This is a genomic window from Paractinoplanes durhamensis (assembly GCF_016862175.1).
GTDB classification, from domain to species: domain Bacteria; phylum Actinomycetota; class Actinomycetes; order Mycobacteriales; family Micromonosporaceae; genus Actinoplanes; species Actinoplanes durhamensis.
The window spans coordinates 43959-68329 of the sequence record NZ_BOML01000058.1 but is presented as its reverse complement, the minus strand read 5'-3'; the positions used below and the strand labels follow the sequence as shown (position 1 = coordinate 68329).

Genomic DNA, 24371 nt, shown 5'->3' with positions numbered 1-24371 from the left:
GGTTCCTTCATGATGCCCAGACCCGAAGAGTACGGCTCGTACTTCTTGGCTACAAGCGCCTGAAACGTTACTCAAGGTAAACGCGTGCATGAAAATGAGTCACCAGGCATCGTACACACGTGCTACAACCCGCCCGGCCTACGCTTTCGCTGTGTCGACTGAACCGAGGGATGCGCAGCTCACGGGCGTCGAGCGAATCCGCCAAGATCACCCGGTCGTGATGGGAATCCTGAACGTCACCCCGGATTCCTTCTCGGACGGAGGCCGGTACGCCGATGTGGCCGCCGCTGTGGAACATGGCACGACCTTGGTCGTCGATGGGGCGGACATCGTGGACATCGGGGGCGAGTCGACCCGTCCGGGCGCCGAGCGAGTGGATGCCGCCACCGAAATCAAGCGCGTAGTTCCGGTAATCACAGGGCTGGCCACGGCCGGCGTGCCGATGAGTATCGACACCACCCGGGCCGCGGTCGCCGCGGCCGCTCTGGAGGCCGGGGCGACCGTCATCAACGACGTCTCCGGTGGTCTGGCCGATCCCGGCATGGCGGCGGTGGCCCGGGACGCCGGCTGCGCCTGGATCCTGATGCACTGGCGTGGCCACTCCCGCGAGATGGCCCAGCTGGCGGTCTACCAGGACGTGGTCGCCGAGGTGCGGGCCGAGCTGCTGGAGCGGGTGGACGCGGCGGTCGCGGCCGGCGTCGACCCCGGCCAGATCATCCTCGACCCGGGTCTGGGCTTCGCCAAGAACGCCGAGCACAACTGGCTGCTCACCCGCCACCTGGACGCGATCGTCGAGCTGGGCTTCCCGGTCCTCTTCGCGGCCAGCCGCAAGACCTACCTGGGCCGCCTGCTGGCGGCCGCCGACGGCACCCCGCGCGCGGTGGACCGGCGCGAGGCGGCCACGCTGGCCACCTCGGTGCTCGCGGTCGCGGCGGGCGCCTGGGGGGTCCGCGTCCACGATGTCCGCGACACGGCGGACGCGCTGGCCGTCTGGCGGGCGTCCGGCCGCCCGAGACTGGAGAAGTGAAGGTGAACGGTCGAATATCGCTCCGCGGCCTGCGGGCCAAGGGGCACCACGGCGTGTACGACTTCGAGCGCGCCGACGGCCAGGACTTCGTCGTCGACGTGGTGCTCGAGTTGGACCTCAGCCGGGCGGCAGTCAGCGACGACGTGGCCGACACCGTCCACTACGGCGAGCTGGCCACCGCGCTGGTCGGGGTGCTCACCGGCGAGCCGGTCAACCTGATCGAGACGCTGGCCGACCGGCTGCTCACCGTCTGCCTGGCCGACGAGCGGGTCGAGACGGCCGAGGTGACGGTCCACAAGCCGCAGGCGCCCATCCCGCACGACTTCGCCGACGTGGCGGTCACCCTGCGCCGGAGCCGGTTGTGAGCCGGGCCGTGCTGTCGCTCGGCAGCAACCTCGGCAACCGCCACCGGCACCTGGAGGAAGCGGTCCGGGCGCTCGGCGACAGCGTCGCGGTGGTCTCCGGGATCTACGAGACCCCGCCGTGGGGCGACACCGATCAGCCCTCGTACCTGAACGCCGTACTCCTCGCCGTCGACCGGGCGGCGACGCCGCGCGACTGGCTGGACCGCGCACGTGCGTGCGAGGCCGCGGCGGGCCGGGTCCGCGATCCGGAACGCCGGTTCGGCCCGCGCACCCTCGACGTCGACGTGATCGCCGTCTGGGACGCCGACGACCAGCCGGTGCTCAGCGACGACCCGGAGCTGACCCTGCCGCACCCGCGCGCCCACCAGCGGGCGTTCGTGCTGCGCCCGTGGATCGACATCCAGCCGTACGGGCAGCTGCCCGGGCACGGGTGGCTGACCGACCTGCTGAACGACCCGGCCCTCGCCGACGACCTTGCCGGGATGACCCCGCGGCGGGATCTGCCACTAGAGTCGACTCTGTGAGCGTGAGGAGTGAGCCGGGTTTGCGAGCCCCGCAGTCGCGAACGAAGGTGACACTGTGAGCGCGCCCAAGTCGGACCCCTCCCTACGGCCGACGAGCACCTCGGTGCTGATCGTGGCCGGCCTCGGTGCCGCCGCGCTGGGCTGGCTGCTGCTGAGCTTCACCTATCAGTCGCTGCCCGAGCTGCCCTGGTCGCCGGTGGTCGTGCTGTTCGTGCTGGCCATCGCCGAGGGCCTGCTCGCGCAGAACACCGGCGCCCGCATCCAGCGCAAGCCCGGCACCCTGCCGGTCGACCCGCTCGCGGTGGCCCGCTACGCCGCGCTGGCCAAGGCGTCGTCGCTGGTCGGCGCGCTCTCCGCGGGCTTCTCGGCGGGCCTGCTGGCCTGGCTCGCGATGGAGCCCACCGAGGCCGCGCACAACGACCTGCTGCCGACCGGCACCGGTCTGGTCGGGGCGGCCGCGCTGATCGGCATGGCGCTCTGGCTGGAGCGTTCGTGCCGGATCCCGGAGAAGCCGGACAGCAAGGATGAGGACGAGGCCGAGCCGCGTCGATAAAGGCACCATTTCGGCCTTGAACTGAGACCAACTCGTATCCGTATGCTCTGGGCGCGGGGCCGAGTGCCCGGCGGGTATCGGCGTGCGTCTGGGCCGCACGGGAGACGCACACGAGGAGGCGCGCGATGGCGTACGACGAGACGACGTACCGTCGCCCCGAGGAGCAGCCGACCGACCCGGCCGCGTACCGGGCGAACACCCTGGCCGCGGCGGATCAGCGCCGCCGCGCCGAGGAGATGGAGAGCGCGGAGGCCACCGTCGACGTCCGGGACGACGACGGCCGGGACCGGCTCGGCATCCACCTCGGCTGGGAAGTGGTGCTGCTGCTCGCGGCGGGCGCCTTCGGCTTCCTGCTCTGGCGGCTCGACGCGAACGCGTTCCAGCGTCCCGCGCTGGACGGCCTGCTCATCACCGGCGCCGCGATCGGCCTGCTCACCCTCGGGGCCGGGCTGACCCTGCGGGCCGGCGTGCCCAACCTCGCGATCGGCCCGATCGCGCTCGCCGCCTCCCTGCACTACGCCGAGCAGGGTGACCTCGGCCTGCTCAAGGCGGTGATCCCGGCGCTGATCATCGCGACGGCGGGCGCGCTCGCGGTCGGCACGCTCGTCGTCGTGCTGCACGTGCCCGGCTGGGTCGCCACCCTGGCCGCCGCGCTCGGCGTGATCGTCTACGACCAGCTGCGGGTGGCTCCGGTCGCGGTCCAGGGCGGTTACGACCCGACCGATCAGGCGTTCTTCCTGTTCGGCGGGTTCGCGCTGCTGGCCGTGCTGGGTGGTGCGCTGGGCACGGTGTCGCCGGTGCGCCGCTGGCTGGGCAGCCTCCGCCCGGGCGGTGACCCGGCCCGCCGGCGCGGCGTCGGGGTGGCCGTGCCGGTGATCGGCTCGCTGCTGCTCTCGTCGGTCTTCGCGGTCGGCGCCGGCATCCTCATCGCCGCCCAGTCGAAGGGCCCGATCGTGCCCGGCACCGGCCTGGAGTGGACCGGCATCGCCGTCGGCCTCGCCCTGCTCGCCGGCACCAGCGCCTACGGCCGGCGCGGCGGCATGTTCGGCACGCTCTTCGCGGTCATCGCGTTCACGCTCTACCTCGACTGGTCCAACCGGAAGAACCTGGAGATCGCGCTGTTCGCCACCGCGGCCGCGGTGCTCGGCGGCGGCCTGATCGTGACCCGGCTGGTCGAGTCGTTCGGTCGGCCGTTGCTGCCGGCCAACGGCGACGAGTGGAACGCCGCGCCGACCACCGCCGCGCAGAACTGGACGCCCGACCTGGAGAGCTGGACCCCGGCCACCACGGCCAGCCGCACCGACCGCTGGGACGAAGGACCATGGGGATCCGCCAGGTGACCGAAGCGGTCGCCCTATGCTTGCCGACATGACCTCTCCGAGCTTCGCCGAGCTGGACGCGTTGACCACCGAGGAGCTGCGTGAGCGCGCCTTCGCCCTGGCCCGTAAGAACCACGACGTCAAGTTCATCTGGTCGGTCATCAAGCACCTGCCGGACGCGGACGACGCCGCCGAGCTCGACGGCGCGCCCAACTCGATCGGGCCGACCATCGACGAGTACGTCGCGCTCTGGCGGGAATTGACCGGCAAGGGCGGTTACGAGGAGCACGGCTACGGCGAGCAGGAGGCCCTGCTCCGGGCAGCTTTCCTGGATTACGTGCAAAAGCACTGATCAAGGGTATTTACGGCGGTCGTTTGAAAGGGAGCCTGCGCTGGGAAATAGCGGCGCATGGCTCTCGGTAACAAGTACAAGTCAGCGCCGGGTGCGGGCACCCTGGCCGCCTTCATCCTGGTTCTCGTGTTCGGCAGTCCGTGGTATTTGGACTGGGTGACCGAGAACACCAACGCGAACACGGCCGGCGGCTGGTGGCTGCGCCTGCTCGCCTGGCCGCACTGGACGTTCAACTCCAACGACTCGCTGCGCGAGATCATCGTCGGCGACCTCAAGGCGATCCTGCTGGTCATCCTGACCGCACTCTTCCTGTACCTGCTGCCCGGCTCACAGCTGGCCCGGGCGCGCGGAACGATCAGCCAGTTCTTCGCCGGCTGGGCGTCGTACATCTTCGCGGGCGGCTTCGCCGCGCTGTTCACCACGCTCTTCCTGGCGAACCCGTCGCTCCTCGGCGCCTTCAACTCGGCCGGCAGCGGCGCCGCCTACGGCCTGTTCGTCGGCTGGATCGTCGGCCTGGCCACGCTCGGCGGTTATCGCGGCACCAGGTGACGCGCGGGCCGAGGGGACAACCCTCGGCCCCCGCGTTCAGACTTTCGCTTCCGCTTCCTTCTTGGGTACGTCGAAAACGGCGGCCCGCGTCACCAGACCCACCGGCTTCCCGTCTTCGACCGCCACCACCTCGGCCGCGTCGGCCGCGAGCATCGCCGCGAGTGCGTCGTAGAGCGTGCCGCCGGCGTCCACGGCCGGCCGTCGGCCACCGCGGTCGAGTCGGGCCGGCTGAGCAGCTCGTCGGCGCGCGCGTTGGTCCGGGCCCGGTCCCAGCCGAGCAGGCGCGGCACGGTGCCGATGTTGGTGCGGATGTTCTGGTGCGGGAACAGCCCGACGTCCTGGATCACGTACCGATGTGCCGGCGCAGCTCGACCGCGTCCCGCTTGAGGATGTTCTCGCCGTCGATCAGGTTCTGGCCGCGGCTCGGCTCGATCAGCCGGCTGACCATCCGGTCCGTTGACAATCTGACGGGACAACGCCGGGTTTCATTCACCTGAAGCCCGGCGTTCGCCCATTTCGTCCCAGGCCCACTCTCGGTAGCATGGGCGCCCATGCCGGAGAGGGACCCTGGGGCGGGACATAGCTCACGACTGCTCCGCGGCCTGATCTGGGCGGGCGTTCTGCTCGCTCCGCTGGCCGCGATCGTCGTGCTGCTCGGCCAAAGCTCCAACTCGGTGCGCTTCGCCGTGCTATTGATCGCCGTGAGCGTCGTCCTGATCGGTTCCTCGGTGCTGATCCGCAGCGACCCGGTCCTGCAGCGAGGCGACGTCGAGGACCGGGTGGCCGAAGAGGTCAGGTCCTTGCGCGCGCAGCTGCGCGCCGAGTTCGGTCGGCCCGCCGCGGCCCCCGCCGCCGAGCGTGCGGGCTTCCCCGCGGCTCCCGGCGCCGAGCGCCCCGCCTTCGCGGCACCCTCCGCCGCCGAGCATTCCAGCTTCTTCCAGGACGCCCCGATGTCCGCCGAGGACGACCCGTTCCCGGCCGGCCCACCACCACGCCGCCCCGACCAGGCCTTCGCCGGCGGCGGCCGCGCAAGCGTCCCGGCCCCCGCCGCGGCCGCGGTCGCCACGGTCCGCCCCGCATCCTCCGCCGCCGTCAGCCCCGGCCCCGGCGGCTTCGGCCCCGGCGATGGGAGTTCGGGCGGGTTCGGGCCCGGTGGTCCGGGCTTCGGGCCCAACGGGCGCCGCGAGCCCGGAATGTCCACGAGCGATCGGCCCGAGCCGGGTATGTCCACCGGTGATCGGCGCGAGCCCGGCATGACCAGCGGCAGTCGCCCGGTCGCGGCCGCGGCTTCGGCCGCCATCCCGCGCCAGCGCGGTGCCGCTTCGGTGCCGGTGCCGCCGGTCGTGCCGGTGGCGCAACCGGCGCGCGCTTCGGCTTCGGTCCGCCCCGGCAGCACGCAGTACGGCCGCCCGGAGAGCCTCGACGGGGACTTCGGCGCCAGCAACGGCTATGCCGACGTCGTCGCCGACTCCGGCGGGTATCCGGCCCAGCCCGGCGGCACCTACGGCGCGCCGCAAGCCAACGGCTACGGCGGCGGCCCCGGCTACAACGATTCTTCGTACGCGGGCCCGGACGGTTCCGCCTATCCGGGCGCCGACGCCGGTTATGACGACGCGGCCGGTGGATATGACGGTCACGACGGCGGCTATGTCGCGCACGACGACGGTTATGGCCAGGGGACCACCTACGGTGCCGGCGATGCCTACGGCGCCGACTACGGCTACGGCGGAGCGAACGGCTACGGCCCGGCCGGCGAGGACTACGCCTACGGCCCGGCCGGCAACGGCTTCGCCCAGGCCGCCAACGGCAATGCCCAGGCTCCCAACGGGAGTGCCCAGGTTCCCCACGGCTTCGCCCAGGCTCCCAGCGGGCGGGGTCAGGTTCCCAGCGGGCAGGGCCAGGCGCGCAGCGGGCAGATCCAGGCCCCCGGCGCGCAGGCCCAACGGCCCAACGGGCAGAGCCCGCGGCCCAACGGGCAGATCCAGGGCGCCAACCCGCCGGGCGGAGGCCCCGGTGGATACGGCCCGGCGGCGAACGGCTTCGGGCCGGATGGCGGCTTCTACGGCGGCCCGGATCACGGCGGCCCGGATCACGGTGATCTCGACGCGGACGGCTACGGCTTGGACGGCGGTTACGACGGCCCGCAGGTCGGCGGAGACCCCAACTACCGCGCGCGCCGGCACCGTCCCTCGGCCAACGACACCAACATCGGCACGATGGCCGATTTCGCCGAATACGGCGGCTGGCAGGACGAGCGCTACGCGCAGCCGGATGAGCGATATGCCCAGCCGGACGAGCGTTACGCGCAGCCGGACGAGCGCTACGTCCAGGGTTACGGCCACCGCTGAAACAGCGCGGCTTGGCCGCCGCTGACCCGGCCCGGCCATCGCTGGAGCAGGTCGGTCGCGGTGGGCGCTACTTGTCGATGTCGCCGACCACGAAGAACATCGAGCCCAGGATGGCGATCAGGTCGGGGACCAGGCAGCCGGGGATCAGGGTGGCCAGGGCCTGCACGTTCGCGTAGGACGCGGTTCGTAGTTTCAGGCGCCACGGGGTCTTCTCGCCGCGCGAGACCAGGTAATAGCCGTTGACGCCCAGTGGGTTCTCGGTCCACGCGTACGTGTGGCCCTCGGGGGCCTTGACCACCTTGGGCAGTCGCACGTTGACCGGGCCGGAGATCTTGTCGACTCGATCAAGGCATTCCTCGGCCAGGTCGAGAGACACGTACGCCTGGTCGAGCAGCATCTCGAAGCGGGCGTGGCAGTCGCCGGACTTCTTGGTGACCACCCGGACGTCCAACTGGTCGTAGGCCAGGTAGGGCTCGTCCCGCCGCAGGTCGAAGTCGAGCCCGGACGCCCGCGCCACCGGCCCGGACGCACCGTAGGCGGCGGCCTGGGCGGCGGTCAGCACCCCGACCCCGACCGTACGGGCCAGGAAGATGTCGTTGTTCCGGATCAGGTTGTCGAGGTCGGGCAGCCGCTTACGGACCGTCTTGATGGCCTGCCGGGCCCGCGTGGTCCACCCGGCCGGCACCTCTTCCTTGAGGCCGCCGACCCGATTGAACATGTAGTGCATCCGCCCGCCGGTGGCCTCTTCGAGCACGGCCTGCAGCGTCTCCCGCTCCCGGAACGCGTAGAACATCGGCGTGATCGCGCCGATCTCCAGCGGGTACGAGCCGAGGAACATCAGGTGGTTGAGCACCCGGTTGAGCTCGGCCATCGCGGTCCGCAGCCAGATCGCGCGCTCCGGCACCTCGATGCCCATGAGCCGTTCGACGGCGAGCGCGACGCCCAGCTCGTTGGCGAACGCGGACAGCCAGTCGTGCCGGTTGGCCAGCATGATGATCTGCCGGTAGTCGCGCACCTCGAACAGCTTCTCGGCGCCGCGGTGCATGTAACCGACGATCGGCTCGCAGGCCATCACCCGCTCGCCGTCGAGGGTGAGCTTGAGTCGCAGCACGCCGTGTGTGGACGGATGCTGCGGCCCGATGTTCAGCACCATGTCGGCGGTGTCGAGGCCGGCACCGGTCCCGACCGTCATCTCCCGCAGCGAATCGGTCACGGAAGCATGCTCCCACGCGCCTCGAGGCCGACCGAGTGCAGCAGCCACCAGTGTCCGCCGAGGCCAGCCGGCTCGATCAGCTCGGCGGCGGCACCGGCCGCGGCCAGCGCCCGAACATATCCACCCGGATCACTATGGGCAAGATCAAGAGACGGTCGGGCGCCGTCGACACCGAGCGCTTTCAGCGCTTCCCGCTGGGTGCTTATGGCGTACGGGGTTCCGGCCGCGGCCGCCACCGCGTCCATCGCGACGTGCGCCGTGACGTCGCAACTGCCGTCCGGCATCGGCACCACCTGCCGCCCGCCGCGGTAGCCGGTGAGCGTGCCCAGCGCCGGCCGCCGATCGCGCCGATGCCCGTAGTCGACGGCGAGCGCGCACCCGCGGCGGATCTGCCCGACCGCGTCGGCCCAGGCGGCGTCCCGGGGCCAGCCGATCTCGGCCCGGCCGGGCTGCGGCCACCAGCGGCTCAACCAGAACAGGTCGGCCGCGTCGATCGGCCCGCCGAGCGTCTCGGTGCCGGTGACCGGGTCGACCAGCACCTTGCGGAGCCGGCCGTGATCGTCGACGTCGGCGACGTCGAGCGGCACGTTGTCCAGCCACTCGGTGGCGATGAGAAGCCCGACGATATTGCCGGGGATGTCGGGGTGCCAGCCGATCGCCGGGTCGAGCCCGGCCGGCCGGGGCACGACCTCGACGGCGGTGAGCCGGGCACGCTCGGCGAGCCCGGCCGGCAGCAGGTCCCGCAGCGTGCTGAGCAGCTCGCCGCGACCGGCACCGACGTCGACGAGGTCGAAGACCTTGGGGTGGCCGAGGGCGGTGTCGACCCGCTCGACGAGCCGCAGCAGCGCCCCGGCGAACAGCGGCGACGCGTGCACGCTGGTCCGGAAATGTTCGGCCGGGCCGGTGCTCGCGCGCTTGAAGAATCCGGCCGGCCCGTACAGCCCGGCGGCCATCGCCGCGCGCCATCCCGTCACACGCACACCATAGGCCCCCACCGGCGGTGCAGTTGTTCACACGTGGTTGTCACGTGCGTGTTACGGGTAGGCATACTTTCCCTCGACCGGTACCCCACACGAGGACTGGATCCGGATATGAAGCGCACCCTGACCGTCGGCGTCGTCGGCGCCGGGCGAGTAGGCGCCGTGGTCGGCGCCGCCCTGAACGCGGCCGGCCATCGGGTCGTGGCCGCGGCGGCCGTTTCCGCCGCCTCCCGCGACCGCGCGGCCCGGTTGCTTCCGGCGGCCGCGATCCTCCCGGCCGACGAGGTGGCCCGCGCCGCCGATGATCTCCTGCTGCTGGCCGTGCCGGACGACGCCCTGGGCGGCGTGGTGGCCGGCCTGGCCGCCACCGGCGCGCTGCGCCCGGGTCAGATCGTGGCGCACACCTCCGGCGCTCACGGCGTGGCCGTTCTGGGCGATGTGCAGGGTATGGCCCTGCATCCGGCGATGACCTTCACCGGCGCCGACGCGGACCTCGACCGGCTGCCCGGCATCGCCTGGGGCGTCACCACCGCCGACCGGGCGTTCGCCACCCGGCTCGTCGCCGACCTGGGCGGGATCCCGGAGTGGATCGCCGAGGACAACCGCCCGCTCTACCACGCGGCCCTCGCGCACGGCGCGAACCACCTGGTCACGCTGGTCAACGAGGCCGCCGACCTGCTCCGTGCGGCCGGCGTCGAGGACGCCGAGCGGGTGCTCGGGCCGCTGCTGCGGGCCGCGCTGGACAACGCGCTGCGGCTCGGCGACGCGGCCCTGACCGGCCCGGTCTCCCGCGGCGACGCCGGCACCGTGGCCAAGCACCTGGACCGGATGCCGGCCGACGCGGTCGGCACCTACCTGGCGCTGGCCCGCCGCACCGCCGGCCGCGCGGTCGCCTCCGGGCGGCTGCGCCCGCAGGACGCGGCGCAGCTGATGGACGTGCTGTCCCGGGCGACCGCGGCCACGCCGGCCGGCCGGCCCGGCTGATCCGGGAGCGTGCCGTGACCGATGTGATCCACACTCGGGCCGAGCTGGCGGCCGCCTTGGCCGCGGTGCCGGGCGAGGTCGCCGTGGTGATGACCATGGGGGCGCTGCACGAGGGGCACCGCACGCTGATGCGGGTGGCCCGCGAGCGGTCGGCGTTCGTGCTGGTGACGATCTTCGTGAACCCGCTGCAGTTCGGGCCGAACGAGGACTTCGAGAAGTACCCGCGCACGCTGGACGCGGACGTCGAGGCCTGCCGGGCCGAGGGCGTGTCGGTGGTCTTCGCGCCGAGCCGCGACGAGGTGTACCCGGGCGGCGCGCCGCAGGTCACCATGCAGGCCGGCCCGATCGGTGACCTCCTCGAGGGCGCGAGCCGGCCGGGGCACTTCGCCGGGATGCTGACCGTGGTCCAGAAGCTGCTGATGCTGACCCGGGCGGACGTGGCGTTCTTCGGCGAGAAGGACTACCAGCAGCTGACCCTGATCCGCCGGATGGTCCGCGACCTGGAGCTGGACGTGGACATCGTCGGCGTGCCGACCGTGCGCGAGCCGGACGGCCTGGCCATGTCGAGCCGCAACCGCTACCTGTCGGCGGACCAGCGACGGGCCGCGCTGGCCCTGTCCCGCGCGCTGCGCCTGGGCGCCGAGCAGACCGACGCCGACGCGGCGCTCGCGGCCGCCACCAAGATCCTCGAGGAGGAGCCGGACGTCCGGGTCGACTATCTGGCGCTGACGGCTCCCGACCTGGGTGCGGTCCCGGCCGAGGGCCCGGCCCGGATGCTGGTCGCCGCGAAGGTCGGCACTACCCGGCTGATCGACAACGTCGCGCTCCGGCTGGAACCGCCCCCACGCTGACCCCCGCCACACGCGAAGGCCGCGCTGCGGCCTTTCGTGGCAGGTGGTGGCGCTGAGCAGGCGGGGGCGGCCAGATGGGGCGGGGAGCACTGCCGCGTACGGAAAAAGGGGTTTTGGTCCTTCATTATTTAAATCCCCCATATCATCGGAATTCCGAATGAGATGGGGGACTGGCGGCTATGCGACACCGGGTGGGCCTCCGGCTGGGGATAACGGCTGCCCTGGTGATGGCGATTGCCGGGTGCGCTACGCCGGGTGGTGTTGACGGCGATCTCACGAATGGGTGGGGTGCGATGGCGCCGGCCACCGCATTCGAACCGTCGACCGGCACCTGTCACGGCGCGAATTTCGCCGTCGTCGGGGCCCGGGCCACCTATGACGAGATCGACTGCACGCTTCGGCACCGGACCGAGACCGTTTATGTCGGCACCTATGAATCGCCCGCCGCCGATGCCGAATCGCCGCCCGCAGAAGGGTCGGCCGGAGCCGCCGCCGCCTACAAGGTCTGTGACGAGAAGACGACCACCTATCTCGGCGGGCCCTGGCGGAATGCGCGCATCTGGATCGGGGTGACCCATCCGACCCAGGCCGCCTGGACCGGTGGCTCGCGTTGGTTCCGATGTGAAGCGGTCGAACTCAGTTCCGTCGAGGACGACGGTGGCCTGGTACAACGGGCCGGCAGCCTGCGAAATGTGCTCGCCGACGGGACCAGCGATCTGATGCTCACCTGCTATGCGGTGGCCCAGGACAGTTCCGGCGCGATCGCCAGCATGCCCGGCGTGGCCTGCACCGCCAAGCACAATGCCGAGTTCGTGGGTATCTGGTACGCGAAAGACCTCAGCTTTCCCAAGGACGACGCGACCTGGGCGAAATTCCACGACGGTTGCCGCGGTCTGATCGCCACCTATGTGGCGGTGCCCAACGACGCGGATCTGCAATACCGGACCGGCGTGGTCTCGCTTCCCGGTGGTGCGGACGTATGGGCGCTCGGCGATTTCGGCGTACGCTGCTATCTCTGGCTGGACGGCGCCGAGTTGACTTCCACGCTGAAGGGCAAAGGGGTCAAGAGCCTCCCCGTCCAGTTCAAGTAATGCCCACCACTGACCCCGCCCCCGCGGTGGGCCGCAAGCACCGGCGGGGTGTACTGAACAGATGTCACTTCTCGCCGACCTTCCGGAGCTGCCGCGCCGGCTCGCCGCCGCCGACCCGGGTTGGAGCGAGACCACCGACGTGCTGGTCGTCGGCTCCGGCATCGCCGGGCTGACCGCCGCCCTGCACCTGCGGGAGCAGGGGCTGCACGTCACGGTGGTCACCAAGGTGAACATCGATGACGGCTCGACCCGCTGGGCGCAGGGCGGGATCGCCGCGGTGCTCGATCCGCTGGACACCCCGGCCGCGCACGCCAACGACACCGAGATCGCCGGCGTCGGCCTGTGCGACCCGGCCGCGGTGCGGGTGCTGGTCGAGGAGGGCCCGGCCCGGGTTCGCGAGCTGATGCGGATCGGCGCCGAGTTCGACCGGCACGCCGACGGGTCGCTGATGCTGACCCGCGAGGGCGGCCACCGCGCCGACCGGATCGTGCACGCCGGCGGCGACGCCACCGGCGCCGAGGTGCAGCGCGCGCTGCACGAGGCGGTGCGCCGCGACCCGTGGATCCGGCTGGTCGAGCACGCCCTCGTCCTCGACCTGCTGCGCGGCGCCGACGGGCGGGCCTGCGGGCTCACCCTGCACGTGCTGGGCGAGGGCTCGGCCGACGGCGTGGGCGCGATCCTGGCCCGGGCGGTGGTGCTGGCCACCGGCGGGATGGGGCAGATCTACTCGTCCACCACCAACCCGTCGGTCTCCACCGGCGACGGGGTGGCGCTCGCCCTGCGGGCCGGCGCCACCGTGACCGACGTGGAGTTCGTGCAGTTCCACCCGACGTCGTTCGTCAGCGCCGCGGTCACCTCGGTGCAGCGGCCGCTGATCTCCGAGGCGCTGCGCGGCGAGGGCGCCCATCTGGTCGACGAGACCGGCAAGCGGTTCATGGTGGGTCAGCACGAGCTGGCCGAGCTGGCGCCGCGCGACGTGGTGGCCAAGGGCATCCACCGGGTGCTGCGGGCCACCGGCGCCGACCACGTCTACCTGGACGCCCGGCACCTCGGCCGGGAGTTCCTCGAGCACCGCTTCCCGACGATCGTGGCCTCCACCCGGTCGGCCGGGGTGGACCCGGCCGTCGACCTCATCCCGGTCGCGCCGGCCGCGCACTACGCCTCCGGCGGGGTCCGCACCGACCTGCACGGCCGCACCAGCATCCCGGGCCTGTACGCGTGCGGCGAGGTCGCCTGCACCGGCGTGCACGGCGCCAACCGGCTGGCCAGCAACTCGCTGCTGGAGGGCCTGGTCTTCGCCAAGCGGATCGCCGACGACATCGCCCGCGACCTGCCCGCGCAGTCCGAGCCGGTCACGTCGAAGGACGGCCCGTCCTGGGTGGCCGACCCGTCGATCCGCTCCGAGCTGCAACGGGCGATGACCCGCGGCGCCGGCGTGCTGCGCTCGGCCGACTCGCTGGCCGGCACCGCCAAGGAGCTGGCCCGCCTGGCCGAGCAGCGCACCACCCCGCACAACGCGGCCTGGGAGGCGACCAACCTGCTGACCGTCGCGTCGGCGCTGGTGTCCTCGGCGCAGACCCGGCGGGAGACGCGCGGCTGTCACTGGCGGGAGGACTTCCCGGTGGCCGAGGACGAGTGGCGCGGCCACCTGCTGAACGGGCTGAGCCCCAAGGGCAAGCTGACCCAGGCTTTCGAGGAGATGGCGTGACTGTCGAACCCTTTCTCGATCCGTTCGAGGTGCAGCGGATCGTCTTCACCGCGCTCGGCGAGGACCTGGGTGACCCGCCGCGCGACGTGACGAGCGAGGCCACCATCCCGGCTTCGCAGGTCGACACGGCCGACCTGGTGGCCCGGGCGGACGGCGTGGTGGCCGGGCTCGCGGTGGCGGCCGAGGTCTTCGCGGCCACCTCCGGCGGTACGTCCTCGTTCGAGCCGCGGGTGGCCGACGGCGCGCGGGTCCGCCGCGGTGACGTGCTCGCCGTGATCACCGGGCCGACGCGCTCGCTGCTCACCGCCGAGCGGACCGCGCTCAACCTGCTGTGCCGGATGTCCGGCGTGGCCACCCACACCCGCAAGTGGGCCGACATCCTGGCCGGCACGAAGGCCACCGTGCTGGACACCCGCAAGACCACCCCCGGGCTGCGCGCGCTGGAGAAGTACGCGGTGCGGGCCGGCGGCGGCACGAACAAGCGGATGGGCCTGTACGACGTCGCCATGATCAAGGACAACCACAAGCTGGCGGCGGGCAGCATCACGGCCGCCTACCGGTTGGTGCGATCGTCGTTCCCGGACGTGCCGGTGCAGGTCGAGGTGACCACCCTGGCCGAGGCGCGCGAGGCGGTCGAGGCGGGCGCGGACTTCCTGCTCTGCGACAACATGACGCCATCGGCCCTGGCCGAGGTGGTGGCCGCGGTCGGTGACCGGGCCGAGCTGGAAGCGACCGGAAACCTCACACTGGAAACAGTGGAGGCGTACGCGGCCACCGGTGTGGACTATCTGTCGGTGGGCGGGCTGACACACTCGTCCCCGATCCTGGACATCGCGATGGACCTTCGAACGAGGCCATAAATGCTGCTTTGTATTGACATCGGTAACACCAACACCGTGCTGGCGACCTTTGACGGCGACAAGCTGGTGCACAACTGGCGGATCAAGACCGACGCCCGGTCGACCGCCGACGAGCTGGGCCTGATGTTCCGCGGGCTGCTCGCCGGGGACGCCGTGGAGGTCACCGGGGTGGCCGCCTGCTCGACCGTGCCGGCCGCGCTGCGCAGCCTGCGCACCATGCTGGCCCGCTATTACGGCGAGTTGCCCAACGTGATCGTCGAACCGGGCGTGAAGACCGGCGTCCAGCTGGCCATCGACAACCCCAAGGAGGTCGGCGCCGACCGGGTGGTCAACACCCTGGCCGCGCACGCCCTCTACGGCGGACCGTCGATCGTCGTCGACTTCGGCACCACCACCAACTTCGACGTGATCAGCGCGAAGGGCGAGTTCCTCGGCGGTGCGTTCGCGCCGGGCATCGAGATCTCCTTCGACGCGCTCGCCGCCCGCGCCGCCCAGCTGCGCAAGGTCGAGCCGACCAAGCCGCGTTCGGTGATCGGCAAGAACACCGTCGAGTGCCTGCAGTCCGGCATGTATTTCGGGGTCGCCGGCCAGGTCGACCGGATCGTCGATCTGATGACCGAGGAGTTGGGCGGCACCGTGTCCGCGGTGATCGCCACCGGCGGACTGGCCTGGCTGGTCAAGGACGAGTGCCGGACGATCACCGCGCACGAGCCGATGATCACGCTGATCGGGCTGCGGATGGTATATGAGCGGAACGTCTGAACGGGCTTCGTTAGGCTTTCCATTCGTCGTAGCTCAAGTAATTCCCACAGAGAGTCGTGCCGTGACCGAGCAGAATGTGCCCGCAGTTGAGGCTCCGCCGACTGATAGTCCAGGCTTGGGTAGAGATACAGCCGAGGACCTTCCCGAGCAGATGCGGGTCCGCCGGTCGAAGCGGGAGCGGCTGCTCGCCGAGGGGGTCGAGCCCTACCCGGTGAACCTGCCCCGCACCGCCACTCTCGCCGAGCTGCGGGAGAAGTACGCGGAGCTGCCCACCGACACCGCCTCGGGCGACAAGGTGGCGGTCACCGGCCGGGTCATCTTCCTCCGCAGCGGCGGCAAGCTGTGCTTCGCGACCCTGCGCGACGGCGACGGCACCGAGCTGCAGGCGATGCTCTCCCTGGACAAGGTGGGCGCGGAGTCGCTGGCCGACTGGAAGCACCTGGTCGACCTCGGTGACCTGGTCGGCATCCAGGGCGAGGTGATCACCAGCCGGCGCGGCGAGCTGTCCGTGCTGGCCGACTCGTGGGCGATGAGCGCCAAGGCGCTGCGCCCGCTGCCGGTGGCGCACAAGCCGCTGTCCGAGGAGACCCGGATCCGGCAGCGCTACGTCGACCTGATCGTGCGGCCGCAGGCGCGGGAGACCGTGCGCACCCGGGCGACCGTGGTGCGGAGCCTGCGCGAGTCGCTGTTCCGCCGCAATTTCCTCGAGGTCGAAACACCAATGTTGCAGTTGCTCCACGGTGGTGCGGCGGCCCGTCCGTTTGTGACGCACAGCAACGCGCTCGACACTGATCTCTATCTCCGGATCGCGCCGGAACTGTTTTTGAAGCGCGCCGTCGTCGGCGGCATCGAGCGGGTCTTCGAGATCAACCGGAACTTCCGCAATGAGGGTATGGACTCGAGTCACTCGCCGGAGTTCGCGATGCTCGAGGCCTACCAGGCGTACGCGGACTACAACGTGATGCAACAGCAGGTTCAGGAGTGGATTCAGGAAGCCGCCTTCGCAGTCGCCGGATCACACGTGGTGACGCACTTCGACGGCACCGAGTTGGATCTCGGCGGTCAGTGGCCGGCCGTGACACTGTTCGGTTCCCTCTCCGACGCGCTCGGTGAAGAAGTGACGGTGACCACTGATCACGCGCAACTTGCGGGCTTTGCGGAAAAGCACGACCTTTCGGTGGACCCGAAGTGGAGCAACGGCAAGCTCGCCGAGGAGCTCTTCGAGCACCTGGTCGTACCGTCCCTGCAGGGGCCCACATTTGTGCGGGATTATCCCGAAGAGACCGCCCCGCTCACCCGGGCTCACCGGGAAACTCCCGGTCTGACCGAGAAGTGGGATCTGTACGTATCCGGTTTCGAGCTGGCCACCGCATATTCCGAGTTGGTCGACCCGGTGGTGCAGCGGGAACGGCTCGTGGCGCAGTCGTTGCTGGCGGCCGGCGGCGATCCCGAGGCGATGCAGCTGGACGAGGATTTCCTCCGGGCGATGGAGTACGGAATGCCGCCGACCGGTGGGATGGGAATGGGAATCGACCGGCTGTTGATGGCGCTGACCGGGCTCGGCATTCGGGAAACGATCCTGTTCCCGCTGGCTCGGCCCGAGTAATATTCGACCCGCCATTGACGTATACCGCAGCTCTGGCGTTATTGTCTTGACCGTTGCGGGAGAACCTGTGTTCGGGAGGATAGCGGCGCGTGGCCAAGCAGATCATTCACAAACTGGTCGATGACCTGGACGGCGGTGACGCCGAGGAGACCGTCAAGTTCGCACTCGACGGCATTCAGTACGAGATCGACCTCTCGGAGAAGAACGCGGCTAAATTGCGGGACCTCTTCGCTCCGTACCTGGGAGCCGGTTCCAAGGTGGCCCGTGGCGGTGTGGTCGTCGGTGGCCGGGCCGCGCGTGGCCGTGGCGGCGCGACTGCCGACCGGGAGCAGAACAAGGCGATCCGGGAGTGGGCCAAGAAGGCCGGCAAGGACATCTCCGACCGGGGTCGGATCCCGCAGGAGATCGTGGACGAGTTCCACGCGAAGGGCCCGGGCCGGGGCTGACGAAGGCGTACCCTGCGGGGCCCGTTGTGCATCTGCACAACGGGCCCCCTGCTTTTTACGCGGCCGACGCAAGACGATCGTAAAGTTATCCACAGGTGTGGAGCGGGTTGTCCACAGGCTGTGGACGCGCGTCCCATCGGCGATTTCGCTGTCCGCGTACTCGATCGGGTGGGGGAACAGCCGTTGAGCGTGCGAAGTTGGCTAAATCAACGTTGCAGAAGGTTTCGCGGGGCCACGAGGGCCCAGCAGAACCGCCGGGCGGCGATAGAGTTACAGCACGGGCATCACCGATGCCCGTGCGCTGGCCCCGCCAGCTGTTGAGACAGGCTCAGCATTGGCGCACGGCACGTGAGGAGCACGAGGGCATGTTCGAGCGGTTCACCGACCGAGCGCGACGGGTTGTCGTCCTGGCCCAAGAAGAGGCCCGGATGCTCAACCACAACTACATCGGGACCGAGCACATCCTGCTTGGCCTGATCCACGAGGGCGAGGGTGTCGCCGCCAAGGCTCTCGAGAGCCTGGGCATCTCGTTGGAGGGCGTCCGGCAACAGGTCGAAGAGATCATCGGCCAGGGTCAGCAGGCGCCGAGCGGGCACATCCCGTTCACGCCGCGGGCGAAGAAGGTGCTGGAGCTCTCGCTTCGCGAGGCGCTGCAGCTCGGCCACAACTACATCGGCACCGAGCACATCCTGCTCGGCCTGATCCGGGAGGGCGAGGGTGTCGCCGCCCAGGTGCTGGTCAAGCTCGGCGCCGACCTCAACCGGGTCCGCCAGCAGGTGATCCAGCTGCTCTCGGGTTACCAGGGCAAGGAGCCGGCCGCGGCCGGTGCGGCCGCCGGCGAGGCAGCGCCCTCGACGAGCCTGGTCCTCGACCAGTTCGGCCGCAACCTGACCCAGGCCGCCCGCGAGGGCAAGCTCGACCCGGTCATCGGCCGGGAGAAGGAAATCGAGCGGGTCATGCAGGTGCTCTCCCGCCGCACCAAGAACAACCCGGTGCTCATCGGTGAGCCCGGTGTCGGCAAGACCGCCGTCGTCGAGGGCCTGTCCCAGTCGATCGTCAAGGGCGAGGTGCCCGAGACGCTCAAGGACAAGCAGCTCTACACACTCGACCTGGGCGCGCTGGTCGCCGGCTCCCGTTACCGCGGTGACTTCGAGGAGCGCCTGAAGAAGGTTCTCAAGGAGATCCGCACCCGCGGCGACATCATCCTGTTCATCGACGAGATCCACACCCTGGTGGGTGCGGGCGCGGCCGAGGGCGCGATCGACGCGGCCTCGATCCTCAAGCCCATGCTGGCCCGTGGCGAGCTCCAGACCATCGGCGCCACCACCCTCGACGAGTACCGCAAGCACCTGGAGAAGGACGCCGCTCTCGAGCGCCGCTTCCAGCCCATCCAGGTCGGCGAGCCGTCGCTGGCGCACACCATCGAGATCCTCAAGGGTCTCCGCGACCGCTACGAGGCGCACCACCGGATCAGCATCACCGACGCGGCCCTGGTCGCGGCGGCGACGCTGGCCGACCGGTATATTTCCGACCGCTTCCTGCCGGACAAGGCGATCGACCTGATCGACGAGGCCGGCGCCCGGATGCGCATCCGCCGGATGACCGCGCCGCCAGACCTCCGCGACTTCGACGAGCGCATCGCTCAGGTGCGTCGTGACAAGGAGTCGGCGATCGACGCGCAGGACTTCGAGCGCGCCGCCCAGCTTCGCGACAACGAGAAGCAGCTGCTGACCAAGAAGGCGCAGCGGGAGAAGGAGTGGAAGGCCGGCGACCTGGACGTGGTGTCCGAGGTCGACGACGAGCAGATCGCCGAGGTCCTGGGCAACTGGACTGGCATCCCGGTCTACAAGCTCACCGAGGAGGAGACCTCCCGGCTGCTCCGCATGGAGGACGAACTCCACAAGCGGGTCATCGGCCAGGAGGACGCGGTCAAGGCCGTCTCCAAGGCGATCCGCCGCACCCGGGCCGGTCTCAAGGACCCGAAGCGCCCCTCCGGCTCGTTCATCTTCGCCGGTCCGTCCGGTGTCGGTAAGACCGAGCTGTCCAAGGCGCTCGCCGAGTTCCTGTTCGGCTCGGAAGACGCGCTGATCCAGCTGGACATGAGTGAGTTCCACGACCGCTACACGGTGTCGCGGCTGGTCGGTGCCCCTCCCGGCTACGTCGGCTACGACGAGGGCGGCCAGCTGACCGAGAAGGTGCGCCGCAAGCCGTTCAGCGTGGTCCTGTTCGACGAGATCGAGAAGGCCCACCCGGACGTCTTCAACACGCTGCTGCAGATCCTGGAGGACGGCCGGCTGACCGACGGTCAGGGCCGGATCGTGGACTTCAAGAACACGGTCATCATCCTGACCACCAACCTGGGCACGCGTGACGTGGCCAAGGCGGTCTCGCTGGGCTTCCAGGCCTCGGAAGACACCGAGAGCAACTACGACCGGATGAAGGTCAAGGTCAACGACGAGCTGAAGCAGCACTTCCGCCCGGAGTTCCTCAACCGCATCGACGACACGATCGTCTTCCACCAGCTTCGGCAGGAGGAGATCCTCCAGATCGTCGACATCTTCACGGCGCGGATCGAGGGCCAGCTCAAGAACAAGGACATGGGCCTCGAGCTGACCGACAACGCCAAGAAGTACCTGGCGAAGAAGGGCTTCGACCCGGTCCTGGGCGCCCGGCCGCTGCGCCGGACGATCCAGCGCGACCTGGAAGACACCCTGTCCGAGCAGATCCTCTTCAACGAGCTGCGCCCCGGCCAGATCGTGGTGGTGGACTGCGAGGGCGACCCGGAGAACGTCGAGAAGTCCAAGCTGGTCTTCCGCGGCGCCGACCGGGGCGACACGGTTCCGGACGCTGTTCCGGCCGACCTGGGTGCGACCGCCACCGAGGAGTAGGTCTCCACGCGAAACGGCCCGGCTGCGAAAGCAGCCGGGCCGTTTTTTCGTGCCCTACGACAGGCGGAAGACGGTCCCCGCCGGCGCGACCGAGATCGCCGCGCCGCTCTGCTTCAGGTAACCGCCGCCGGCCACCGCGATCTTGACGCCGTTGCGGACCGTCTCACGCCGGAAGCTGCTGCCCGCCGCGTCCAGCTTCACCACGCCGGCGTCCACCGCCAGGACCTTCGTCGGGTGGTCCACCGAGCGGATCACCTCGGTGCCGTCCGCCTGCGCCTCGAAGCGGAACTGGGTGGCCGCCAGGTCGCGCGGCGCCCGCTCCACCACGATCAGGCCGTCGTCGGTGTGCCGGACGAAGTCGGCCGGCCGGTCCGCGGGGGACACCCGCAGGATCGGGCCGCCGTCGCCGACCGGGATGCCGAACAGCGGCGTGCCGTCCGGGTGCCAGTAGACCTTCTGCACCCGGGTGTGCCGGTTCGGGTCGTACAGCGGGTCGCCGGTGATGTCCCGGTAGTCGCGGGCGTGGAAGACCAGCACGTCGGTCACCCCGTCCTCGGCCTTGGTGAACGAGTTGTGCCCCGGCCCGAACCGGGACGTCTCGGTGTTCGTCACGAAGATCGGGTCGGGCGTCTTCACCCACGAGTCCCGGTCCAGCAGGTCGGCGTCCGCGTCCGCGGTGAGCAGGCCCATGCAGTAGCGGGCGTCGGTGGCGCTGGCCGAGAAGGTCAGGAACACCCGCCCGTTCCGGATCAGCACGGCCGGGCCCTCGTTGACCTTGTAGCCCTGGATCTCCCAGCTCCTGGTCGGGGTGGTGATCCGGGTCGGCTTCGTCGCCAGCGTCCACGGATTCGACATCCGCGCGATGTAGAGACTCGTGTTGACCGCGATCTCCGGCTCGCTCTGCGCCCACACCAGGTAGCGGTGGCCGCGGTGCGAGAACGTCGTGGAGTCCAGCGTGAAGCCGTCCCACTCGGTCAGCAGCTGGCCCTTCAGGGTCCAGCCGCTCGCGTCGGTCGGGTCGGCCTTCACCGACTCCAGCACGTAGGTGCGGATCCGGAACACGTCGTCCGAGTCGCCGGCCGCGAAGTAGATGTACCAGCGGCCGTCGATCCGGTGCAGTTCCGGCGCCCAGATGTGGCCGGCCATCTTGCCGGTGGCCGGGCGCCGCCAGACCACCGTCTCGGTGGCGGCCGGCAGCCCGGCGATCGTGGTGGCGCCGCGCACGACGAGCCGGTCGTACTCCGGGACCGAGCCGGTGAAGTAGTACTTCCCGTCGGTGCGCGGGGTGATGAACGGGTCGGCCCGCTGGCTGATCAGCGGCTGGGCGGTCGGGACACCGTAGATCTCGGCGTCCGTCCTCGGCCCGGCCGCCTCCGCGGTCCCGGCGGCGGCGAGCCCGGCGACCCCGGCGCCCGCCGCGACCCCCAGGGATCCCCGCAGCAACGTGCGTCGGCTGATCATGAGCGCTCCTTGATACGCAGGAAGGTGACCGAGTTGGCCGGGAACGTCCGGGTGAAGGTCGACCCGATGCCGTTGATCGTGCTGGTCACCGGCTGGATCGGCTCGGCCGAGCGGGTGTTCTGCTCGCCCGGGTCGCCGGCCAGGACGGTCATCCGGGCGGTCCTGGCCACCTTGAGCCCACCCAGGTCGACCTTGGTCAGGGCCGGCTTGTCCTGGGCGTTGACCACCTTGACGATCAGCTCGCCGGTCCGGTCGTCGTGCGTGATGACCTGCGCGAACGGTTCCGACACCTTGTTGTCGTCGAAGCCGCCCCACTCCACGCCGTCCTTGATCAGGGTGACCTTCGTACCGCGTACCTGGATCTTCAGGTCGTAGGTCTGCCCGGTGACCACCGAGTCCGGCCGGGTGAGGATCTGCTCCTTGGCGTCGGCGGAGCCGGACGCCTTCTCGACCGCGCCCTGGGTGTTGTTCCAGCCGCCCAGGTTCCACCAGTACCAGGTGTCCGAGTTCTTGATCCCGAACGGGATCAGGAAGCCCTCGGCGCCGGCCGTCTTGGTGGCCTTCATCGTGATGTCGTAGTCGGTGGCGGTGATGTCGGTGGCCGCGGCCACCATCGTGTTCGTCGCCGCGGTGTCCGACTGCACGTAGGCGCCGTCCTGCACCGACCAGGTGCCCCGGTTGGACAGCGAGGTCCAGCCGTCCGCGTTGCCGTCGCCGAAGTCGTCGGAGAGCAGCGTGGCGCCGTCCGGGGTGGTGACCTTGACGTCGTCGTACTTCGCGGCGGTGGCCCACGTCGACAGGCCCACCCGGCCGGTGATCGGCTTCGGCTGCACGACCGCGCCGGTGGTGGTGCTCGGCACCACCCGGTCACCGACATTGTTCATGAACAGCTTCTGCATCTGGTAGCTGGTGGTGCCCCACGACTCGTCGTTGTCGAACCAGATCAGGTCCGGCCGCCACTGGGTGTTGTCGATGTTGGCGAGCAGCGGCGCGTACGACGCCATCTTCACCACGTCGGCGTTGCGCTCGAGCCCGGTCATGTAGGCCGCCTCGGCCAGCGAGTTCGCGAACTTCGCATCCAGCGATGCGTACTCACCGAGGAAAACCTTCGGACCACTGCGGTCGTACGCGTCGTAGCGCGCATTGTTCTGCAGGAACCAGGACGGGCTGTTGTAGTAGTGCTCGTCGATCATGTCGCTGCCGGCCGCCCTGTTCTTGGCCCACAGGTTGTCGAACGTGGCACCGGTGTCGTCCGGCCCGGAGTTGCTGATCACCGTGACGTTCGGGTATTTCGCCTTGATCGCGTCCCGGAACTGCAGGTAGTTGGCGAAGTACTGGTCCGGCAGGTTCTCCTCGTTGCCGATCGCGACCGAGGACAGCCCGAACGGCTTCGGGTGGCCCATCTGCGCCCGCAGCTTGCCCCACGTGGAGGTGGTCGGCCCGTTGGCGAACTCGATCAGGTCGAGGGTGTCCTGGATGTACTTCTGCAGCAGCGCCGGGTCGTTGGTGGCGCGGTTCTGCCCGCAGCCGGTGACCAGGGCCGGCAGCACCGGGAGCGGCTTGGCCCCGATGTCCTCGGAGAATTGGAAGTAGTCGTAGTAGCCGAGGCCGTAGCTCTGGTTGTAGCCCCAGAAGTTGGTGTTGGTGGCCCGGGTCTCGACCGGCCCGACCGTGTCCTTCCACTGGTACGAGCGGGCACGCGGGTAGTTGTTGGCCGCGTCGTAGCCGTACATGCTGCCGGTGTTGACCAGGCAGCCGCCGGGGAAGCGGACGAAGCCGGGCTTGAGCGCCGCGACCTTCTCGGCCAGGTCTTTCCGCAGGCCGTGACCCTTGTAGGTGTCGCGCGGGATGACCGAGACCATGTCCAGCCGGGCCGAGTTGTCCACGTCGACGCTGAGGCGGCCGGCGTCGGTCGTGTCCGTGGCCCGCAGCGTGCCGGTGTACTTGGCCCAGGAGTCGGTCGTGATCGCCTTGGTCAGCGCCGCGCCGCCGAGACTTACGGTCAGCTGCGCTCCGGCATCAGCGCGCGCCCAGACCGAAAAATCGTAAATCTGTCCCTTTTGTACGGCGAGACCGCTGTTGTAGCCGGCGTTGGTCAGCGAGGCTGCGCCGGTCGTCCGCAGATACGTACGGTTGCGGTCGTTGAGCCGGGCGTCGTCGCTCGCCGTGGTGGCGGTGCCGGCGTTCACGGTCCAGCCGGTCAGGCCGTTGTACCCGCTGCGGTCGGCCGGCAGGAACTCGAAGGAACGGTTGCGGACCAGCTCGGCGTAGAGACCGCCGTCGGCCGCGTAGTTGATGTCTTCGAAGAAGACGCCGTACATCGAGTCGGCGATGGCAGCGCCGCTGTCGGACGGAGTCGCGGTGATCGTGTAGTCGGGATCCGCGGACGCGGCTGCCGGTGGAGCCACCGCGAGCGGCAGGGCCGCCAGTGCGACGGCCGTGCCGGCGATCCGTGTTCGGAGTCGGGGCATGACGGAGTCCTCC

General features: G+C 70.2%; 22 protein-coding genes. 17 read left to right on the top strand and 5 right to left on the bottom strand.

What is annotated here, in order from left to right:
- Positions 1 to 220 precede the first annotated feature (220 nt).
- From folP to Adu01nite_RS35710, 7 genes are all read left to right on the top strand, one after another.
- On the top strand, positions 221 to 1027 hold the full coding sequence (gene folP, locus Adu01nite_RS35740; protein ID WP_203733878.1) for a dihydropteroate synthase: 807 nt from the start codon (positions 221 to 223) through the stop codon (positions 1025 to 1027).
- Positions 1028 to 1029: 2 nt separating this feature from the next.
- Positions 1030 to 1392: a dihydroneopterin aldolase gene (gene folB, locus Adu01nite_RS35735; RefSeq protein ID WP_203733728.1), complete on the top strand. Its 363-nt coding sequence runs from the start codon at positions 1030 to 1032 to the stop codon at positions 1390 to 1392.
- The gene (gene folK / locus Adu01nite_RS35730) at positions 1389 to 1916 is read left to right on the top strand and encodes a 2-amino-4-hydroxy-6-hydroxymethyldihydropteridine diphosphokinase (protein ID WP_203733727.1); all 528 of its coding nucleotides are present in this window, start codon (positions 1389 to 1391) and stop codon (positions 1914 to 1916) included. Before folB ends, folK begins: the two co-directional genes overlap by 4 nt.
- 55 nt (positions 1917 to 1971) lie before the next feature.
- Positions 1972 to 2469, top strand: coding sequence for a DUF3180 domain-containing protein (locus Adu01nite_RS35725; RefSeq protein WP_203733726.1), 498 nt, complete (start codon positions 1972 to 1974; stop codon positions 2467 to 2469).
- A 125-nt stretch (positions 2470 to 2594) separates the two neighbouring features.
- Positions 2595 to 3809 carry an ABC transporter permease gene (locus Adu01nite_RS35720; RefSeq protein WP_203733725.1) on the top strand — a complete coding sequence of 405 codons (1215 nt, stop codon included), beginning with the start codon at positions 2595 to 2597 and terminating at the stop codon, positions 3807 to 3809.
- 28 nt (positions 3810 to 3837) lie between these two features.
- On the top strand, positions 3838 to 4140 hold the full coding sequence (locus Adu01nite_RS35715) for a hypothetical protein (RefSeq protein WP_239132942.1): 303 nt from the start codon (positions 3838 to 3840) through the stop codon (positions 4138 to 4140).
- 57 nt (positions 4141 to 4197) lie between these two features.
- Complete coding sequence (locus tag Adu01nite_RS35710; protein ID WP_203733723.1) at positions 4198 to 4689, top strand: hypothetical protein; 492 nt, start codon at positions 4198 to 4200, stop codon at positions 4687 to 4689.
- A gap of 36 nt (positions 4690 to 4725) precedes the next feature.
- On the opposite strand, the gene Adu01nite_RS35705 is transcribed toward Adu01nite_RS35710, so the two are convergent.
- Positions 4726 to 4881 (bottom strand): hypothetical protein, encoded by a 156-nt coding sequence (locus Adu01nite_RS35705; protein ID WP_203733722.1) that lies wholly within the window; start codon positions 4879 to 4881, stop codon positions 4726 to 4728.
- A 359-nt stretch (positions 4882 to 5240) separates the two neighbouring features.
- Between Adu01nite_RS35705 and Adu01nite_RS35700 the strand changes: the two genes are divergently transcribed.
- Complete coding sequence (locus Adu01nite_RS35700; protein ID WP_203733721.1) at positions 5241 to 7037, top strand: hypothetical protein; 1797 nt, start codon at positions 5241 to 5243, stop codon at positions 7035 to 7037.
- A gap of 67 nt (positions 7038 to 7104) precedes the next feature.
- Here the strand turns inward: Adu01nite_RS35700 and Adu01nite_RS35695 are convergent, their stop codons facing one another.
- Both Adu01nite_RS35695 and Adu01nite_RS35690 read right to left on the bottom strand, forming a co-directional pair.
- Positions 7105 to 8229: an NADH-quinone oxidoreductase subunit D gene (locus Adu01nite_RS35695; protein ID WP_203733877.1), complete on the bottom strand. Its 1125-nt coding sequence runs from the start codon at positions 8227 to 8229 to the stop codon at positions 7105 to 7107.
- Between the two features lie 17 nt (positions 8230 to 8246).
- Complete coding sequence (locus Adu01nite_RS35690) at positions 8247 to 9203, bottom strand: SAM-dependent methyltransferase (RefSeq protein WP_203733876.1); 957 nt, start codon at positions 9201 to 9203, stop codon at positions 8247 to 8249.
- 138 nt (positions 9204 to 9341) lie between these two features.
- Here Adu01nite_RS35690 and Adu01nite_RS35685 point away from each other — a divergent pair, with 138 nt between their 5' ends.
- The 9 genes from Adu01nite_RS35685 to Adu01nite_RS35645 all read left to right on the top strand — a co-directional run bounded on the left by Adu01nite_RS35685 (position 9342) and on the right by Adu01nite_RS35645 (position 20426).
- Positions 9342 to 10214: a Rossmann-like and DUF2520 domain-containing protein gene (locus Adu01nite_RS35685; RefSeq protein WP_203733720.1), complete on the top strand. Its 873-nt coding sequence runs from the start codon at positions 9342 to 9344 to the stop codon at positions 10212 to 10214.
- Positions 10215 to 10228: 14 nt separating this feature from the next.
- A complete protein-coding gene (gene panC / locus Adu01nite_RS35680) occupies positions 10229 to 11065 on the top strand; it encodes a pantoate--beta-alanine ligase (RefSeq protein ID WP_203733719.1) in 837 nt (278 codons plus the stop codon).
- Between the two features lie 293 nt (positions 11066 to 11358).
- A complete protein-coding gene (locus Adu01nite_RS35675) occupies positions 11359 to 12156 on the top strand; it encodes a septum formation family protein (protein WP_239132941.1) in 798 nt (265 codons plus the stop codon).
- A 61-nt stretch (positions 12157 to 12217) separates the two neighbouring features.
- Positions 12218 to 13864 (top strand): L-aspartate oxidase, encoded by a 1647-nt coding sequence (locus Adu01nite_RS35670; RefSeq protein WP_203733717.1) that lies wholly within the window; start codon positions 12218 to 12220, stop codon positions 13862 to 13864.
- Entirely contained in the window at positions 13861 to 14724 is an 864-nt protein-coding gene (nadC, locus tag Adu01nite_RS35665; RefSeq protein WP_203733716.1) for a carboxylating nicotinate-nucleotide diphosphorylase, read from the top strand. The genes Adu01nite_RS35670 and nadC overlap by 4 nt, the downstream gene beginning before the upstream one ends.
- Complete coding sequence (locus Adu01nite_RS35660; RefSeq protein ID WP_203733715.1) at positions 14725 to 15486, top strand: type III pantothenate kinase; 762 nt, start codon at positions 14725 to 14727, stop codon at positions 15484 to 15486. It abuts the gene before it with no gap.
- A 151-nt stretch (positions 15487 to 15637) separates the two neighbouring features.
- Entirely contained in the window at positions 15638 to 17092 is a 1455-nt protein-coding gene (gene lysS, locus Adu01nite_RS35655; protein WP_203733875.1) for a lysine--tRNA ligase, read from the top strand.
- 89 nt (positions 17093 to 17181) lie between these two features.
- Complete coding sequence (locus Adu01nite_RS35650; RefSeq protein ID WP_203733714.1) at positions 17182 to 17538, top strand: histone-like nucleoid-structuring protein Lsr2; 357 nt, start codon at positions 17182 to 17184, stop codon at positions 17536 to 17538.
- Positions 17539 to 17903: 365 nt separating this feature from the next.
- A complete protein-coding gene (locus Adu01nite_RS35645; RefSeq protein WP_203733713.1) occupies positions 17904 to 20426 on the top strand; it encodes an ATP-dependent Clp protease ATP-binding subunit in 2523 nt (840 codons plus the stop codon).
- A gap of 54 nt (positions 20427 to 20480) precedes the next feature.
- On the opposite strand, the gene Adu01nite_RS35640 is transcribed toward Adu01nite_RS35645, so the two are convergent.
- The gene (locus Adu01nite_RS35640; RefSeq protein WP_203733712.1) at positions 20481 to 21887 is read right to left on the bottom strand and encodes a family 43 glycosylhydrolase; all 1407 of its coding nucleotides are present in this window, start codon (positions 21885 to 21887) and stop codon (positions 20481 to 20483) included.
- On the bottom strand, positions 21884 to 24358 hold the full coding sequence (locus Adu01nite_RS35635) for an alpha-L-arabinofuranosidase family protein (protein WP_203733711.1): 2475 nt from the start codon (positions 24356 to 24358) through the stop codon (positions 21884 to 21886). Before Adu01nite_RS35635 ends, Adu01nite_RS35640 begins: the two co-directional genes overlap by 4 nt.
- Positions 24359 to 24371: the final 13 nt, after the last annotated feature.

Excerpts from the sequence above, each read along its gene's own strand:
- folP (WP_203733878.1), top strand. The coding sequence starts at position 221 with ATGGGAATCCTGAACGTCACCCCGGATTCCTTCTCGGACGGAGGCCGG.
- Adu01nite_RS35720 (WP_203733725.1), top strand. The coding sequence starts at position 2,595 with ATGGCGTACGACGAGACGACGTACCGTCGCCCCGAGGAGCAGCCGACC.
- Adu01nite_RS35715 (WP_239132942.1), top strand. The coding sequence starts at position 3,838 with ATGACCTCTCCGAGCTTCGCCGAGCTGGACGCGTTGACCACCGAGGAG.
- Adu01nite_RS35710 (WP_203733723.1), top strand. The coding sequence starts at position 4,198 with ATGGCTCTCGGTAACAAGTACAAGTCAGCGCCGGGTGCGGGCACCCTG.
- Adu01nite_RS35700 (WP_203733721.1), top strand. The coding sequence starts at position 5,241 with ATGCCGGAGAGGGACCCTGGGGCGGGACATAGCTCACGACTGCTCCGC.
- Adu01nite_RS35695 (WP_203733877.1), bottom strand. The coding sequence starts at position 8,229 with ATGACGGTCGGGACCGGTGCCGGCCTCGACACCGCCGACATGGTGCTG.
- Adu01nite_RS35690 (WP_203733876.1), bottom strand. The coding sequence starts at position 9,203 with ATGGCCGCCGGGCTGTACGGGCCGGCCGGATTCTTCAAGCGCGCGAGC.
- Adu01nite_RS35685 (WP_203733720.1), top strand. The coding sequence starts at position 9,342 with ATGAAGCGCACCCTGACCGTCGGCGTCGTCGGCGCCGGGCGAGTAGGC.
- Adu01nite_RS35675 (WP_239132941.1), top strand. The coding sequence starts at position 11,359 with ATGGCGCCGGCCACCGCATTCGAACCGTCGACCGGCACCTGTCACGGC.
- Adu01nite_RS35670 (WP_203733717.1), top strand. The coding sequence starts at position 12,218 with ATGTCACTTCTCGCCGACCTTCCGGAGCTGCCGCGCCGGCTCGCCGCC.
- Adu01nite_RS35660 (WP_203733715.1), top strand. The coding sequence starts at position 14,725 with ATGCTGCTTTGTATTGACATCGGTAACACCAACACCGTGCTGGCGACC.
- lysS (WP_203733875.1), top strand. The coding sequence starts at position 15,638 with ATGCGGGTCCGCCGGTCGAAGCGGGAGCGGCTGCTCGCCGAGGGGGTC.
- Adu01nite_RS35645 (WP_203733713.1), top strand. The coding sequence starts at position 17,904 with ATGTTCGAGCGGTTCACCGACCGAGCGCGACGGGTTGTCGTCCTGGCC.
- Adu01nite_RS35640 (WP_203733712.1), bottom strand. The coding sequence starts at position 21,887 with ATGATCAGCCGACGCACGTTGCTGCGGGGATCCCTGGGGGTCGCGGCG.
- Adu01nite_RS35635 (WP_203733711.1), bottom strand. The coding sequence starts at position 24,358 with ATGCCCCGACTCCGAACACGGATCGCCGGCACGGCCGTCGCACTGGCG.